The sequence below is a fragment of the Georgenia satyanarayanai genome (genome assembly GCF_900116375.1).
Taxonomy (GTDB): Bacteria; Actinomycetota; Actinomycetes; order Actinomycetales; family Actinomycetaceae; genus Oceanitalea; species Oceanitalea nanhaiensis.
In genome coordinates this window covers 57,634-72,143 of record NZ_UETB01000015.1, presented here as the reverse complement: position 1 = coordinate 72,143, position 14,510 = coordinate 57,634, and the positions used below count along the sequence as shown (strand labels likewise).

The following is a 14,510-nucleotide window of genomic DNA, read 5'->3' as shown; positions in this document are numbered from 1 at the left end:
CGCTCCCACCGGATGTGGCTGCGAATTCCTCCGTGTCCTCGTACCGCCCGGACGATGTCGGGAATTCAGCGGTAGGGCGGTCTGAGACAGTCGTCGGCTGCCGTTTTCGGTATTCGCCGGCACCGAGTGTGGCGCTCTTTCAGGGAAAGGGTCACGCGTTGAATTTCACCACTGGTCAGGTCGTCGTCCACCCTCATCACGGACCGGCGACGGTCAAGAAGGTCTCCACGCGCACCATCCGCAAGGAGAAGGTGACCTACGTCCAGCTCGACGTGCACAACTCCGACCTCGAAGTCACCATGCCGGAGAACCGGGCCGCCGAGGTCGGCGTGCGTCCCGCCGTCGACGCCGCGGGTGTCCGCCAGATCATCGACGTGCTCCTCGCAGCCAGCCCCGAGCAGGAGACCGTCTGGTCGCGCCGCATCAAGGCCAACGGTGACCGTCTGCGCACCGGTGAGATCCTCATCATCGCCGCCCTCATCCGCGACCTCACCCGGAGCAACGAGGAGAAGCGCCTGGCCTTCGGGGAGATGAAGCTGCTGCGCGACGCGAGCGCCCCCTTCGTCACCGAGCTCGCCCTCGTCCTGTCCAAGACCGAGGACGAGGTCGCCGCCATGGTCGACGCCGCGATCCTCGAGGGCGTCCGTCCCGACATCGGCCAGGAGCTCGCGACCGCGAGCTGACCCGCCGCGCCCCGCCGGGGCACCTACGCTTGGTCGCATGAGACTTGGTGACCTGGCTGCCGCGCTGGACCTCGAGCTGCCCCCGGAGGCGGACGCGTCCACCGAGGTCCGCGGCGCCACCCACCAGGCCGACTGGGCGGGCACCGGCGACGTCTTCGTCGCGGTCCGCGGCGCGCGCGTGGACGGCCACGGGTTCATCACCGACGCCGTCGGGCGCGGCGCCGTCGCCGTCCTCGGTGAGGGCCTGCCCGACGGCGTCGCCTGCCCGGTCCCGTACCTGCAGGTGCCCGGCGCCCGGGCGGCCCTCGCCGACGCCGCGTCGGTCCTCGCCGGCCACCCCAGCCGCGAGCTCACCGTCCTCGGCGTCACCGGCACCGACGGCAAGACGACGACGTCCGCCCTCGCGCGTCACCTGCTGCGCAGCGCCGGCCGCCCCACCGGGCTGCTCTCGACGATCGGCTACGAGCTGCCCGACGGTGTGCTGCGCCAGCCGCCCACCCACTTCACCACGCCCGAGGCGCCGCAGGTCCAGCAGATCCTGCGGGAGATGGTCGACCACGGCGCGACGAGCGCCGTCGTCGAGGCCTCGAGCCACGCGCTGGCCCTGGACCGGGTGCGCGGCGTCGACTTCGACGTCGCGGTCTGGACCAACCTCACCGGGGAGCACCTCGACTTCCACGGCACGATGGAGCAGTACTTCGCCGACAAGTCCCTCCTCGTCCAGCGTGCCCGGCACGCCGTCCTCAACGCCGACGACCCGTGGACGACGCAGCTGCTGCCGATGGCGCCCAGCCGCACCACCTACAGCGCCGAGGGCCGCGAGGCCGACTGGTGGGCGGGGGACGTCGTCGAGGGACCGGACGACCTGCGCTTCACCGTCCACACCCCGGCCGGCTCCGCCGCGGCCGTGCTGCCGATGATCGGCCGCTTCAACGTCGCGAACGCCCTGGCCGCCATGGCCGGGGTGCACGCCGCGGGTGTGCCCCTCGCCGAGCTCGTCGCGGGGCTGGCGACCTTCCCCGGGGTGCCCGGCCGGATGGAGATGTGCGAGCGGCAGGAAGGCGACCCGCGCGTCATCGTCGACTTCGCCCACACCCCGCCGAGCCTGGACAAGGCGCTGGCCACCGTGCGCGTGACCACCGAGGGACGGCTGTGGGTGGTCATCGGGTCCGCCGGCGGCCCCCGCGACCCCTCCAAGCGCGCCCCGCTGGGGGAGGTCGCCACCCGGATGGCCGACGTCGCCGTGCTCACCGAGGAGGACCACCGCGACACCCCGCTGGCCGACATCCTCGCCGAGATGGAGCGTGGCGCCCGCGAGGCCGGCCGCACGAACGTCCTGAGCATCGGTGACCGGCAGGAGGCGATCCGGCACGCCGTCGGCCAGGCCGGCCCGCAGGACACCGTCGTGCTCGCGGGCAAGGGCCCGGAGGCCACGCTCGAGCGCGACACCGAGACGATCCCCTGGGACGAGATGGCCGAGGCACGGGCCGCCCTGGTCCTGCGCCGCGAGGAGCGTGCGGCCAGGCCGTAGCCGCCGACGGGCCGAAGGTCCCCGGTTTCTCGCCTCCCACCGCGATAGGAAGGGGGTGGGAGGCGATGATCATGACCAGACCAACTGACCCGAACCGCCCGGTCGTCGTGGGGGTCGACGGCTCCGCCCTCGCCGACACCGCCGTGCTGTGGGCGGCGGCCGAGGCGGAGCGCAGGGGCACCTCGCTGCACGTCGTCCACGCGTTCGTCCACCTGCACGCCATCGGCGGGTACGTCGCGGTGTTCGACGCCGCAGAACCGGTCGAGATCGGCGGCGAGGTGTGCGAGCGGGCGGCGCGCGCGGCCCGCGAGGCGGTGCCCGGGCTCACCGTCACCACCGAGGTGCGCGTCGGGCGAGCAGCGCCCGAGCTCCTCAAGGCCTCGCTCGGCGCTTCCGTGCTCGTCCTCGGTGCGCGTGGGCACGGCCGGGTCACCGGGATGATCGTGGGATCGGTGTCGCAGCAGGTGGCGATGTACGCCCGCTGCCCGGTCGTCGTCGTCCGCGGGACCGCCGAGCAGGGGCCCGTCGTCGTCGGCGTCGACGGCTCCCCGGCCGCCGCCGGAGCGTTGCGCTTCGCCGTCGAGCACGCCGCCGCGACCGGTGCGTCGGTGCGGGCCGTGCGGGCCGAGTACGTCGAGATGCCGATGGGCGCGCCACCGGGGGACTGGTACACCGACCTCGTCGACAGGTCCCAGCAGGCCACCGAGGCGGCACGCCGTGCCGTGGAGGAGGTCGCGGCCGACCACCCCGCCGTCGACGTCGAGCTGAGGGTCCTGCGCCGCCACCCGGAGGCCACCCTCGTCGAGGAGTCCACCGACGCGAGCCTGCTCGTCGTCGCCAAGCGCGGCCTGGGCGGGTTCACCGGTCTCATGCTCGGCTCGGTGAGCCAGGGGGTGCTGTCCCGGGCGACGGTGAGCGTCGCCGTCGTGCCCGGCGGTGAGGAGCCCGAGCATCCCGACGACCCACACGTGTGAGGCGGCTCAGTCCCCGAGGTGGCGCAGGTAGCGTCCCGGAGCGTCGAGGAAGGCGCGCCAGTGCCGCACGACCTCCAGCTCCTCCCACGCGACCGGCGTGATGCCGGCGTCGTCGAGCTGGAGGACGCGGGCGCCCGGCAGCGCGGTGAGGATCGGGGAGTGGGTGGCGCACAGGACGTGCCGCTCCGTGGCGGCGAGCTGGGCGAGCACGTCGAGGAGCGCGAGGGACGTCGTGAAGGACAGGGCCGACTCCGGCTCGTCGAGGAGGACGACGCCCGCCGCGCGGACCCAGGAGCCGGTGAGCATCTCGACGAAGGACTCACCGTGGCTCAGCCGGTGGAGCTGGTGGGGTGACGGCGGCCCGTCGGCCGGCGCGGAGGCGTCCTCGAGGTAGCTGACGAAGCGGTGCATCGTCTCGGCGCGCAGGAAGAAGCCCCGGTGCCCCCCGGCGCGCCCGTGCCACACGGTACGCAGGCGGTCGCCGAGATCGGAGCGGTCGCTGGCGCGCCCACGCTCGGCGCCCCCGACGTGGTCGGTGGACCCGCCGTCGGGCGGGATGCCGAGCGCCTCGGCGACCGCCTCGACGATCGTCGACTTGCCGGCCCCGTTCTCCCCGACGAGGAAGGTGACACCGGCCGGGACCTCCAGCCCGTGGGCGAGGAGGTGGGCGACGGCGGGGACCGAGTCGGGCCACGCCGCGTCGTCGGCGGGCGCGTCGGGGCGGCGCTCGATGCGGAGCAGGGCGGTCACGTGCCCACTGTGCCAGGGCGGGCCGACACTCAGCCGGTGGGTTCCGCCTCGACGGCGCCGCTCACGTACCCGCGGGCCAGTCCGCCGGTGAGCGCGGCGACCAGGGCCGGCACGTCCTCGGCGGCGACCCGCGCCGTGCCGGTGCACACGTGGTCGTGCCACAGCGAGAGGACGGCCACGCCGTCGTCGTGGTGCCACGACACTCGCAGGGCACGGCCGCCGCCGCGGACGTCCGCGACGACCTCGCCCCGCGCGGGCAGCGCGACGATGCGTCCCATGGGCCCATGATCCTCCGTCGGGCCTGGTCTGGCCAGACCCCCGCGAGTACCGTCGGGCCATGAGGTACGGCGTCGTCGCGTCCTTCGGTTCCGTCGAGCAGGTCCTGGACATGGCGGTCGCCGCCGAGGAGGCCGGCTGGGACGGCTTCTTCACGTGGGACGGCATCAGCGTGGGGGCGATGGACACCTACGACCCCTGGACGCTGCTCGGGGCGGCCGCCGTCTCCACGACGCGGATCCGGCTCGGGGCGATGGTCTTCGCCCTCGCCCGGCGCCACCCCTGGAAAGTGGCGCGGGAGGCGATCACCGTGGACCACCTCTCCGGCGGGCGTCTCGTCATGCCGGTCGGTCTCGGCGCGGTCGACGACGGCGCGTTCAGCCGCGTCTCCGGCGCGCCCACCGAGCGGCGCACCCGCGCCGAGCTCCTCGACGACTCGCTCGCGATCCTCGACCTCGCCTGGCGCGGGGAGCCGTTCAGCTACACCGGGACGCACCACCGCGTCGAGGACCTCGTCTTTCGCCCGACGCCGGTGCAGCGGCCCCGCGTGCCGGTGTGGGTGGTCGGGGCGTGGCCCTCGCGGCGGTCGATGGACCGGGCGCTGCGCTGGGACGGTGTCCTGCCGCAGCCCATGGGCGGGCCGGGGGACCCGGTGACCCCGCAGATGGTGGCCGACATCCGGGCGCTCGCGGCCGAGAGGCGGGCGGACGGGGGAGCAGGGTTCGACGTCGTCGTCGAGGGGGTGCTGCGCGAGGGGGACGCGGCCGCCGCCAGCCGCGTCAGGGAGCTCGCCGACGCGGGGGCGACGTGGTGGGTCGAGTCGCGGTGGGAGGGGGAGGAGGCGCGGCCGGAGAACCTCCTGGCGCGCATCCGCCGCGGGCCGCCCGAGCCCTGACGACCGCCCTCCTCGCGAGGACGTCCACCGCGCTTTTCGTGGTGGCGAGCGCCGTGGATACGGTGGCCGGTATGCGGTATCGATGGAGAACCTCCGTGGCAACCCTCGCCGTGCTCGCGCTGGCGGGGTGCACCTCCTCGTCCGGGGACGACACCGACGCCGCGGCCGGCCTCGCTGCCGACGCGGGACGTGAGCTCGAGGCCGTGGCGGAGCGGCTCGAGCACTTCCAGGGGTTCGCGGGCGACGGCGTCCTCGTGTCGCCCTTCCTCGCGCGTGGATCGGCCCAGGTGCCCGACTTCGACTTCGACGTCGAGGAGGGCTACGTCCTGACGATCTACTGCCTCGGCGACACAGGGGCCGTGGACGTGCACATCGACGGTGAGCCGAGCGGTCCCGAGCCCATGGACTGTCGCGACGGTCAGATCACCATGGCGCGGAACGCGCCGGACATGTCGGCGGCCGAGAGCGACATCCTCGTCTCCGCCGAGGGTGAGGACGCCTACTGGCTCGCTGGTGTGACACGCTCGACCGACGCCTACCGAGCCGTCTCCGAGGACGTGGGGTCCTCGCGTGGTGGAACGATCGAGCTGGCCGTCTCCCAGACCTGCACCCTCGCCTCGGACGCCGACTGCGCCCTCGTCGACGGCGAACCCGTGACGATCGCCCCCTCACAGTTCATCAGTGCGGGCGTGAAGGAGGCGGACGCCGTCCCCGACGGCGTGAGCAGCGACGCGGTCCGCCTGCAGCTCGACGACCAGGGGGCCTCCACCCTCCACTCGCTCAGCGCAGAGGTTGCCGAGCTCGGGGAGGAAGGACGACTTCTCGTGAAGGTCGGCGACGAGATGCTGTCGGCCCTCAGGGTGCCGGCAGCCCTCGACGGCAGCGACGTGCAGATCGCACTCGGCGACGACACCACCGCGAGGTCGGTGATCGAGCGCATCCGCGAGGGCTGACGCAGACCCGCGGGCGGCGTCGAGGACGGCGACGACAGGCCCGCCCGCGATCGTCGGGTCTGAGCCGCCCGACTGCACCGTCGTCAACCGTACAGTGACCACTGTATGATCAGTGCATGCTGACCAGTGCCGATCGCCTCGCCGTGATGAATCGCCTGGGTCGAGCCATGGCCGACCCGACCCGGTCCCGGATCCTCCTCACGCTCCTCGAGGGGCCCGGCTACCCGGCCGTGCTGGCGCGCGACCTGGAGCTGACCCGGTCCAACGTGTCCAACCACCTCACCTGCCTGCGTGACTGCGGCATCGTCGTCGCCGAGCCGGAGGGGAGGCACACGCGCTACGAGATCGCCGACCCGCACCTGACTCGGGCCCTCACGGCGCTCGTCGACATCACCCTGGCGGTCGACGAGGACGCGCCGTGCCTCGATCCCGCCTGCCCGGTTCCCGGCTGCTGCGCGGAGAGTGCGTCATGAGCGTGGGAGTCGCCGCCGACCGTCGTGCGACCCTCCACCGTCGCGTGCGGTTCGTCGTCGGCTTCACCATCGGCTACAACGTGCTGGAGGCGATCGTCGCGATCTGGGCCGGCGCGCTGGCCTCCTCCGCCGCACTCATCGGGTTCGGCCTGGACTCGGTCATCGAGGTTCTCTCGGCGCTGGCGATCGCCTGGCAGTTCACCCGCAAGGACCCCGAGCGGTGGGAGGCTGCCACGGTCCGCGTCATCGCAATCGCCTTCTTCGCCCTGGCGGCCTACGTCGTCGTCGACTCCGTGCTCTCCCTGACCGGGGCGCGGAGCGTCGACTCCAGCCCGCTGGGGATCGGGATCGCGACGCTGAGCCTGATCCTCATGCCGGCCCTCGCCTGGTTCGAGCACCGCACGGGCCGCGAGCTGCAGTCCGCAAGCGTGATGGCGGACGCCAGACAGCTCGTGCTGTGCAGCTACCTCTCCGGGGCGGTGCTCATCGGCCTCCTCCTCAACACCCTCTTCGGCTGGGCGTGGGCGGACTCCGTCGCGGCCCTCGTCGTCGCCTACCTCGCCGTCCGCGAAGGCCTCGAGGCCTGGCGTGGAGACGTCGAGTCGCCGTTCGAGGTCCTGGAGGACATGGACGAGGGGCACGAGCCGGCGGCGTGACGCCGGCGGTCGAACGCGCGTTCGAGTATGCTGGGCCCGTGTCCACCACCGGACCGACCATCCTCCATGCCGACCTCGACGCGTTCTACGCCTCGGTCGAGCAGCTGCTCCAGCCCGCGCTGCGGGGGCGGCCCATCGCCGTGGGCGGCAGCGACCGCGGGGGAGTGGTCCTCGCCGCGTCCTACGAGGCGAAGGAGCACGGCGTCCAGGGCGGGATGGCGGGGTGGAAGGCGGCGCAGCTGTGCCCGGGCCTCACCTTCGTGCGCGGCTCCTTCCACCGCTACCAGGCCATCGCCGACGACGTCATGGCGATCCTCGGCGACGTCACGCCCCTCGTGCAGCGCATCTCCATCGACGAGGCCTTCCTCGACGTCGCCGGCTCGACGCACCTCTTCGGCCCGCCCGCCGCCATCGCCGCGCTGCTCCGTGAGCGGGTGCGTCGCGAGGTCGGCCTGCCGATCTCGGTGGGCGCGGCCCGCACCAAGCACCTGGCCAAGATCGCCTCGCAGGTCGCCAAGCCGGACGGGCTCGTCGTCGTCGAGCCCGACGACGAGCGCGACTTCCTCGACCCGCTCCCGGTCGGTCTCATCTGGGGCGTGGGGCCGGTGACGCAGCAGCGTCTGGCCGACCGCGGGATCCACACCATCGGCGACCTCGCGCGGACCGAGCGCTCGGCGATGGAGCGTTACCTGGGGCGCGCGACGGGCGGGACGCTGCACAGCCTGGCGCACAACGAGGACCCCCGCCGGGTGAGCACGTCCACCCGCGCCCGCTCCGTCGGCGCACAGTCCGCCGTGGGCCGCCGCCCGGCCACGCCCGAGCTCGTCCGCGAGGTGCTCGGCCACCTCGCCGAACGGGTGGCGAGCCGGCTGCGCGCCAAGGACAGGGCCGGGCGCACCGTCACGGTCCGCGTGCGCTTCCTGGCGATGCGCTCGGTCACCCGTGCCCTCACGCTGCCGGGCCCGGTCTCCGCGACGCTCACCCTCACCGAGGTCGCCGAGCGCCTCGCCTGGCAGGCGATCGACGACGAGGGCGGTGAGCGGCCCGAGATCACGCTGCTCGGCATCTCGGTGTCGAAGCTGACCGCGCAGGCCGCCATCCAGCTCGAGCTGCCGCTCCCGCCCCCGGACCCGTGGCGCCCGGGCTCGGAGACCGGCGCGGCGCGGTGGGCGCTGGACCGGTCGATGGACGCGGCCCGCGAGCGCTTCGGCCGCTCCGCCGTCGGCTACCTGCCCGCGGCGATGGGCCGCGGCGCCGGTGTCCCCGAGGAGTTCCGGGAGCTGGCCGAGAAGGAGCTGTGAGGCGGGCGGCGCGCCCGTCAGTAGCCGCGCCCGAGGTCGACGACGTGCGGGGGCGTGCGTCCGGCGGCCAGGGCGGCGTGTGCCGCGACGACCGCCTCGACGACGTCCTCGGGCTCGGTCGGCCCGGAGACGTGCGGGGTGACGGTGACGCGCGGGTGGGTCCAGCGCCAGTCCTCGGCGGGCAGCGGCTCGGTCTCGTGGACGTCGAGGACCGCGCGGCGGACGCGGCCGGAGTCGAGGGCGCAGCGCAGGTCGTCCGGGACGAGGCTCGCGCCGCGGCCGACGTTGACGACGACGGCGCCGTCGAGCCTCTCCAGCAGCGACGCGTCGAGGAGCCCGCGGGTGTCGTCGGTCAGCGGGAGCGCGTTGACGAGGGCCGTGCAGGAGGCGAGCGTGGACCCGATGTCGGAAAGGGCGACGACGTCGTCGAAGGCCGCCGCAGGGGTCCCGCGGGTGTTGACGCCGACGACGCGGTACCCGGCACCGCGCAGCGCCCCCGCGACGCCCGCGCCGATCTCGCCCGTGCCGAGGACGACGACGGTCCGTCCGGCGACCCGAGGCGACGGCAGCGGCTCCCACCGCGCCTCGAGCTGCTGCGCGGCGTACTCGCGCAGGCGCCACGCGTCGGCGAGGAGGTGGGCGAGGACGTAGCTCCCGATCGCGGCGGGCATCCCCCCGACGGTCCGGGTGAGGACGACGTCGCGGCCGGCGAGATCCTCGACGACGCGGTCCACGCCCGCCATCGGCAGGTGGAACCAGCGGACGCCCGAGTCGGCAAGGTCGGGCGGGACGGTGAAGCCGGTGTAGGAGTCGGCCCACGCGGCGTCCTCGGCCGACAGCGGGCCGTGCGCGACCGTCCGCGTCTCGAGGACCGGCAGGACGGTGGCGAGGTCCGTGGCGAGGCGGGCCGCGTCGCGGCCGGCGAGGAGCATGCGGCGAAAGGTGTGCTGGGGCATGGCGTCGACCGTACCGACGACTGTCGGCCAGGTCCCAGTACAGTTCGGAACCGATGCAGTCCTGAAGGAGGGCCGATGCCGCCGCGTGACCCGTTCCCCGGCCGTCAGCTGCCACGTCCGAGCGAGCTCGCCGAGCTGCTGCGCGTCAAGCGGCCGACGCTCAACGCCCGACGGCGCCGGCTCGACGCCGCGCTGACCATCGAGGACCTCCGCGCGATCGCCAAGCGCCGCACTCCCGCGGCCGCCTTCGACTACACCGACGGCGCCGCGGAGGGAGAGCTCTCGCTGCGGCGGGCCCGGCAGGCGTTCCGCGACATCGAGCTGCACCCCTCGATCCTGCGCGACGTCTCGCGCGTGGACACCTCCACCACCGTCTTCGGTGGACCGTCCGCCCAGCCCTTCGGGATCGCGCCCACCGGCTTCACCCGGCTCATGCACACCCACGGCGAGCACGCGGGCGCGGCCGCCGCCGGCGCGGCAGGAATCCCCTTCACGCTGTCCACCCTCGGCACGGCCTCCATCGAGGACGTCAAGGCGGCCAACCCGGACGGACGCAACTGGTTCCAGCTCTACGTGATGAAGCAGCGCGACATCTCCTTCGGGCTCGTCGAGCGCGCTGCCCGCGCCGGGTTCGACACGCTGATGTTCACCGTCGACACCCCCGTGGCCGGTGCCCGGCTGCGGGACACCCGCAACGGTTTCTCCATCCCCCCGCAGCTGTCGCTGCGGACGATCGCCAATGCCGTGCCGCGCCCGTGGTGGTGGTACGACTTCCTCACCGCCCCCCGCCTCGAGTTCGCCTCCCTGTCCTCGACCGGCGGCACCGTCGGGCAGCTCCTCGACTCGGCCATGGACCCCTCGGTCACCGACGCGGACCTCGCGACGATCCGTGAGCTGTGGCCGGGGCGCCTCGTCGTCAAGGGTGTCCAGACCGTCGCGGACGCCCGCCGGCTCGTCGACCTCGGAGTCGACGGGATGGTCCTGTCCAACCACGGCGGGCGGCAGCTGGACCGCGCGCCCGTCCCCTTCCACCTCCTGCCCGACGTCGTCCGCGAGGTCGGCGCGCACACCGAGGTCGCCCTGGACACCGGGATCATGAACGGTGCGGACATCGTCGCCTCGGTCGCCCTGGGTGCCCGCTTCACCCTCGTGGGCCGCGCCTACCTCTACGGCCTCATGGCGGGCGGTCAGGAGGGGGTCGCTCGCGCCATCGCGATCCTGTCCGAGCAGGTGGTGCGCACGATGAAGCTCCTCCAGGTCACCACCCTCGAGGAGCTCGGCCCGCAGCACGTCACCCAGCTCCAGCGGCTGGTGCCGCGGCCACGCCCCTAGCGCTCAGCGGCGCCGGCCGGTGCGCCGGCGCAGCCGGGCGAGCAGCCCCCGCCGCCCGTCGGGGTGCACCCGGGCGAGCGGCCGGCGATGGGCACCCCCGGCCGGCGGGACGTCGAGCTCGAGGTCGGCGACGACGGCGAGGTCCGGCCGTCCCTCCGGAGATCCGGCCACCCGCCCGCCGAGCCAGGCCGTGCGCAGCCGCTCGCCGTCGATCTCCAGGACCGCGAGGTTGTTGTCGAACCACGGCCCGGCGATCCCGTGCCACCGCCAGGGCGGCTCGGGCAGCCTGGCCAGCCGCGAGAGCAGCGCCCCCAGCGGACGGGCCCCGTGGGACCCGAGCGCCGCGAAGGCCCGCAGCGCCCGCGGGAGCGGGTTGCGGATGGGGGAGCACACGAGCTGGAGCATCCGCGAGCCGGACTCGCGGTCGACCTCGGTGACGTAGGAGAAGTGGACGTCACCGGAGAGGAAGAGCACCGACGCGGGCGGTGCGCCGCGCCGCCCGTCGGCGACCTCGGTGACCATCCGCGCCACCTGCGCGAAGGACCGGCTGAAGGCGCCCCAGTGCTCGAGGTCGAGCTCCTGGCGCAGCCACTCCCCGGCCGTGGCCAGGCGGCGGCCCAGCCTCCCCTCCGCGACCGCCTCGTCCAGCGCCTCCACCCGGTGCAGGCCCATCGGCAGGAGGAAGGGCAGCGACGTCGCCACGAGGAGGTGCGCGATGTCGCCGGTCAGCTGCTCGTCCAGCCAGGCCGTCTCGGCGTCGTCGAGCATGGAGCGCCGCGCCGGCTCCAGCTCCCGCGCCGCCCGCGAGTCGACGACGACGAGCCGCGAGGCCCCCAGCGGGTGCGTGTAGCTCCACCGGTAGCTCTCCGGCTCCCGGTCGGCGCGCTCGGCGAAGGCGTCGACGGCGTCGGTGAGGTCGACCTCAGTGCCGGGCTCTGCCTCCCGGCGGCGCTGCAGCTCTGCCCACAGCGGGTCGGCTGCCCGCTCTGCCGGGGACAGGTTCCCCAGGTGCTGGTAGACCCAGTACGAGCCGAGTCCGGCGACGATGCGCTCGTGCCACCAGCTCGTCGCCTCCATCTGCCGGCGCCAGGTGAGGGAGGTGTTCCAGTCGTCGCGCACGTCGTGGTCGTCGAAGATCATCAGGGTCGGCAGCCAGGACAGCAGCCAGCGCAGCGCCGGCTCGCCCCAGGCGAGGCCGTAGAGGTGGGCGTACTCCGCGAAGTCCGCCAGCTCGTCGCCCGGCTCCTCGGTGATGTCCCGGCGTGCCTCGATGAACTCGCGCATCTCGGCCGAGGTCGCGTCGGCGTAGACCTGGTCGCCGAGGAGCAGGAGGAGGTCGGGTGCCTGCCCGAGCGGCCCCGCCTCGCCGTCGGCCAGCGCCAGCGCGTAGGTGCGCAGGGCGTCCACGCCGTGGGTCAGGTGGTGGACGTCGTCGTGCGGGACACTCGTGCGGCACGAGCCGAAGGCGAGCCGCACCGGCGCGTCCGCCTGCCGTGCCGCGAGGGTGCTCGCGGGGAAGGGGGTGTCCGGGGCCGGCCAGCACACGTCGTCGTCGAGGAGCACCTCGTACGGCACCCGGCCACCGTGGGGCAGGCCGGTCACCTCGACGAGCGCGTAGTGGTGCCCGTGGACGGCGAAGGTGGGGGCCGAGGAGGTGGCGCCGTCGTCGAGACGGACGGACACGGTCGCCGCCCGGGAGGTCTCCACCCACACCGCGGCGGTCGAGCCCTCGACGCGGCGGACCATCGGGCCCAGCACCAGCTCTGCCATGGGAGCAGTGTGCTCGTCCGTGGCCGTCCACGACGGCGGTTCGCGGGGTCTGTGCAACGCGTCCGCGCGGTCCTACGATCGTGGGGTCAGCGCCGGCGCCGGTGCCGGCCCCCGGACGCGGAGGTTGTCATGACTGGTCGAGTGGTCCACTTCGAGATCCCCTTCGAGAACAAGGACCGCGCCAAGCGCTTCTACAGCGACGTCTTCCACTGGCAGGTGGAGGAGATGCCCGAGCTCGACTACGTCGGCGTGCAGACCGGCCCCACGGGGCAGGACGGCATGGCCTCCGAGCCGGGCTACATCGGCGGCGGGATGACCGCCCGGGCCGGGTCGAACACCGCCACCGTCATCGTCCTGGACAGCACGGACATCGACGCCGACCTCTCGCGGGTGGAGTCCCACGGCGGTGAGGTCCTCGAGGGCCGCACGCCCGTGGGCGACATGGGCTTCGCCGCGTACTTCAAGGACTCCGAGGGCAACGTCGTCGGCCTGTGGCAGAGCGCCTGACGCTCACAGCAGGCTCGTGACCGTGTAGCCGGCGGCGAGGACGAGCAGCGCGAGGGCGGGGACCATCGCGCCGAGAGGATCCTTCACGCGGGCGTGGACGACGACGGCACCCACCATGAGCAGCACCACGCCGGCCCCCGCCGCGACCCCGAGCGCCGTCCACCACAGCCCGATGACGATCCCCGCCACCGCAGCGAGCTCGAGGACGCCGATGGCGCGGTAGCGGGGCCACGCGATACCGAGGTGCGAGGCCATGTCGTGCATCGACTGCTGCCCGGTCACCTTGTTCAGCGCGGCGACGAGCAGCAGGAGGCAGGTGAGGGCGGCGAGGACGGTCCGTGCGATCTCCACCCACCCGACCCTGCCTCATCCGAGCCGCTCCCGTCCCGCGAATTCCTGCCGCCGGCCCGGGACCATGGGCCCGCTCTCCGGGCAAAACGCCCAGGCACCATGGATCCAGCCGGAAGACACCGGCAGCGGGGGGCCCCGAGCGGGCCGCGACAGAGGGAGCAGTCACATGGAGATCGCCGGCAACGTGTTCGTCGTCACCGGGGGCGGGAACGGCATCGGTCGCGCCGTCGTCCTCGACCTGCTGGCCCGCGGCGCGGGAGTCGCGGCCGTCGACGTCAGCGAGGCCGCCCTCGCCGAGACCGCGGCGCTCGCAGGCAACGCCGGCCTCTTCTCCACCCACGTCGTCGACCTCGCCGACCGCGACGCCGTCGAGGCGCTGCCCGAGGCCGTCGTCGCCGCCCACGGGCAGGTGGACGGCGTCCTCAACGTCGCCGGCATCATCCAGCGCTTCGTGCCCGTCAACGACCTGTCCTACGAGGAGGTCGAGAAGGTCATGGCGGTGAACTACTGGGGCGTGGTCCACATGTGCAAGGCCTTCCTGCCCCACCTGCTCGAGCGGCCGGCCGCGAGCATCGTCAACGTCGGCAGCATGGGCGGCCTGTCCCCGGTGCCCGGCCAGTCCGCCTACGGCGCCAGCAAGGCCGCGGTCAAGCTCTTCACCGAGGGGCTCTACGCCGAGCTGCTGGACACGCCCGTGGCCGTCACGGTGGTCTTCCCCGGCGCGATCGCGACGAACATCAGCGCCAACTCCGGGATCGGCCAGGCGCGGGACGTCTCGGAGACCGGCGGGTCGGCCATGAGGATGACGACGGCGCAGGAGGCCGCCCGCCAGATCGTCGCCGCCGTCGAGAAGGGCTCCTACCGGGCCACGATCGGCAACGACGCGCGGATGGTCGACCTCCTCTCCCGGCTCATGCCGCGCCGCACCACCGAGATGATCACGAAGAAGATGGGCGCGATGCTCCAGAGCATGGCCCCGAGCACAACCTGACCCGTGCCGGGCGGGTGCCGACCCGGTGCCCGTCCGTCACGTGGCGCCCGCCGGGCGGGAGGTGAGCGCGTCCGGGGGCGTCCGACCGCACGCCGGCCCCGCGTCGGTGAC

Annotated in this window: 16 protein-coding genes; 11 read left to right on the top strand and 5 right to left on the bottom strand. The window is 73.8% G+C overall.

The features are described 5' to 3' along the window. Positions 1 to 158: 158 nt before the first annotated feature. From DSZ44_RS15435 to DSZ44_RS15425, 3 genes are all read left to right on the top strand, one after another. Positions 159 to 683 (top strand): CarD family transcriptional regulator, encoded by a 525-nt coding sequence (locus tag DSZ44_RS15435; RefSeq protein WP_181424681.1) that lies wholly within the window; start codon positions 159 to 161, stop codon positions 681 to 683. A 37-nt stretch (positions 684 to 720) separates the two neighbouring features. After that, the gene (locus DSZ44_RS15430) at positions 721 to 2,214 is read left to right on the top strand and encodes a UDP-N-acetylmuramoyl-L-alanyl-D-glutamate--2,6-diaminopimelate ligase (protein ID WP_110853515.1); all 1,494 of its coding nucleotides are present in this window, start codon (positions 721 to 723) and stop codon (positions 2,212 to 2,214) included. A gap of 71 nt (positions 2,215 to 2,285) precedes the next feature. Then, positions 2,286 to 3,188 (top strand): universal stress protein, encoded by a 903-nt coding sequence (locus DSZ44_RS15425; protein WP_181424680.1) that lies wholly within the window; start codon positions 2,286 to 2,288, stop codon positions 3,186 to 3,188. 6 nt (positions 3,189 to 3,194) lie between these two features. On the opposite strand, the gene DSZ44_RS15420 is transcribed toward DSZ44_RS15425, so the two are convergent. Then, positions 3,195 to 3,938, bottom strand: coding sequence for an AAA family ATPase (locus DSZ44_RS15420; RefSeq protein ID WP_181424679.1), 744 nt, complete (start codon positions 3,936 to 3,938; stop codon positions 3,195 to 3,197). Positions 3,939 to 3,967: 29 nt separating this feature from the next. Continuing rightward, on the bottom strand, positions 3,968 to 4,216 hold the full coding sequence (locus tag DSZ44_RS18425) for a hypothetical protein (RefSeq protein WP_181424678.1): 249 nt from the start codon (positions 4,214 to 4,216) through the stop codon (positions 3,968 to 3,970). A 59-nt stretch (positions 4,217 to 4,275) separates the two neighbouring features. Between DSZ44_RS18425 and DSZ44_RS15415 the strand changes: the two genes are divergently transcribed. The 5 genes from DSZ44_RS15415 to dinB all read left to right on the top strand — a co-directional run bounded on the left by DSZ44_RS15415 (position 4,276) and on the right by dinB (position 8,492). Next, complete coding sequence (locus DSZ44_RS15415; RefSeq protein WP_110853512.1) at positions 4,276 to 5,109, top strand: LLM class flavin-dependent oxidoreductase; 834 nt, start codon at positions 4,276 to 4,278, stop codon at positions 5,107 to 5,109. A gap of 95 nt (positions 5,110 to 5,204) precedes the next feature. Continuing rightward, a complete protein-coding gene (locus DSZ44_RS15410; RefSeq protein WP_110853511.1) occupies positions 5,205 to 6,062 on the top strand; it encodes a hypothetical protein in 858 nt (285 codons plus the stop codon). 116 nt (positions 6,063 to 6,178) lie between these two features. After that, positions 6,179 to 6,535 (top strand): Cd(II)/Pb(II)-sensing metalloregulatory transcriptional regulator CmtR, encoded by a 357-nt coding sequence (gene cmtR, locus DSZ44_RS15405; protein ID WP_110853510.1) that lies wholly within the window; start codon positions 6,179 to 6,181, stop codon positions 6,533 to 6,535. Next, entirely contained in the window at positions 6,532 to 7,191 is a 660-nt protein-coding gene (locus DSZ44_RS15400) for a cation efflux transmembrane domain-containing protein (RefSeq protein WP_110853509.1), read from the top strand. Before cmtR ends, DSZ44_RS15400 begins: the two co-directional genes overlap by 4 nt. 38 nt (positions 7,192 to 7,229) lie before the next feature. Continuing rightward, a complete protein-coding gene (gene dinB / locus DSZ44_RS15395) occupies positions 7,230 to 8,492 on the top strand; it encodes a DNA polymerase IV (RefSeq protein WP_110853547.1) in 1,263 nt (420 codons plus the stop codon). A gap of 17 nt (positions 8,493 to 8,509) precedes the next feature. Here dinB and DSZ44_RS15390 read toward each other — a convergent pair whose 3' ends face one another. Further along, entirely contained in the window at positions 8,510 to 9,448 is a 939-nt protein-coding gene (locus tag DSZ44_RS15390) for an NAD(P)-dependent oxidoreductase (protein ID WP_110853508.1), read from the bottom strand. A 75-nt stretch (positions 9,449 to 9,523) separates the two neighbouring features. On the opposite strand from DSZ44_RS15390, the gene DSZ44_RS15385 reads away from it, so the two are divergent. Further along, positions 9,524 to 10,780 (top strand): alpha-hydroxy acid oxidase, encoded by a 1,257-nt coding sequence (locus tag DSZ44_RS15385; protein ID WP_110853507.1) that lies wholly within the window; start codon positions 9,524 to 9,526, stop codon positions 10,778 to 10,780. Between the two features lie 3 nt (positions 10,781 to 10,783). Here DSZ44_RS15385 and DSZ44_RS15380 read toward each other — a convergent pair whose 3' ends face one another. After that, positions 10,784 to 12,550, bottom strand: a complete 1,767-nt coding sequence (locus DSZ44_RS15380; RefSeq protein WP_258369594.1) for an alkaline phosphatase D family protein — start codon at positions 12,548 to 12,550, stop codon at positions 10,784 to 10,786. A gap of 129 nt (positions 12,551 to 12,679) precedes the next feature. Between DSZ44_RS15380 and DSZ44_RS15375 the strand changes: the two genes are divergently transcribed. Next, complete coding sequence (locus DSZ44_RS15375) at positions 12,680 to 13,057, top strand: VOC family protein (RefSeq protein ID WP_110853506.1); 378 nt, start codon at positions 12,680 to 12,682, stop codon at positions 13,055 to 13,057. A 3-nt stretch (positions 13,058 to 13,060) separates the two neighbouring features. Here DSZ44_RS15375 and DSZ44_RS15370 read toward each other — a convergent pair whose 3' ends face one another. Then, entirely contained in the window at positions 13,061 to 13,408 is a 348-nt protein-coding gene (locus DSZ44_RS15370) for a DoxX family protein (protein WP_110853505.1), read from the bottom strand. Between the two features lie 166 nt (positions 13,409 to 13,574). Here DSZ44_RS15370 and DSZ44_RS15365 point away from each other — a divergent pair, with 166 nt between their 5' ends. After that, positions 13,575 to 14,399, top strand: a complete 825-nt coding sequence (locus tag DSZ44_RS15365) for an SDR family NAD(P)-dependent oxidoreductase (RefSeq protein ID WP_110853504.1) — start codon at positions 13,575 to 13,577, stop codon at positions 14,397 to 14,399. The last annotated feature ends 111 nt before the right edge of the window (positions 14,400 to 14,510 follow it).

What these genes read in the sequence shown, in the direction of transcription:
- DSZ44_RS15430 (WP_110853515.1), top strand. Translation starts at nt 721, where the DNA reads ATGAGACTTGGTGACCTGGCTGCCGCGCTGGACCTCGAGCTGCCCCCG.
- DSZ44_RS15425 (WP_181424680.1), top strand. Translation starts at nt 2,286, where the DNA reads ATGACCAGACCAACTGACCCGAACCGCCCGGTCGTCGTGGGGGTCGAC.
- DSZ44_RS18425 (WP_181424678.1), bottom strand. Translation starts at nt 4,216, where the DNA reads ATGGGACGCATCGTCGCGCTGCCCGCGCGGGGCGAGGTCGTCGCGGAC.
- DSZ44_RS15415 (WP_110853512.1), top strand. Translation starts at nt 4,276, where the DNA reads ATGAGGTACGGCGTCGTCGCGTCCTTCGGTTCCGTCGAGCAGGTCCTG.
- cmtR (WP_110853510.1), top strand. Translation starts at nt 6,179, where the DNA reads ATGCTGACCAGTGCCGATCGCCTCGCCGTGATGAATCGCCTGGGTCGA.
- DSZ44_RS15400 (WP_110853509.1), top strand. Translation starts at nt 6,532, where the DNA reads ATGAGCGTGGGAGTCGCCGCCGACCGTCGTGCGACCCTCCACCGTCGC.
- DSZ44_RS15390 (WP_110853508.1), bottom strand. Translation starts at nt 9,448, where the DNA reads ATGCCCCAGCACACCTTTCGCCGCATGCTCCTCGCCGGCCGCGACGCG.
- DSZ44_RS15385 (WP_110853507.1), top strand. Translation starts at nt 9,524, where the DNA reads ATGCCGCCGCGTGACCCGTTCCCCGGCCGTCAGCTGCCACGTCCGAGC.
- DSZ44_RS15380 (WP_258369594.1), bottom strand. Translation starts at nt 12,550, where the DNA reads ATGGCAGAGCTGGTGCTGGGCCCGATGGTCCGCCGCGTCGAGGGCTCG.
- DSZ44_RS15375 (WP_110853506.1), top strand. Translation starts at nt 12,680, where the DNA reads ATGACTGGTCGAGTGGTCCACTTCGAGATCCCCTTCGAGAACAAGGAC.
- DSZ44_RS15365 (WP_110853504.1), top strand. Translation starts at nt 13,575, where the DNA reads ATGGAGATCGCCGGCAACGTGTTCGTCGTCACCGGGGGCGGGAACGGC.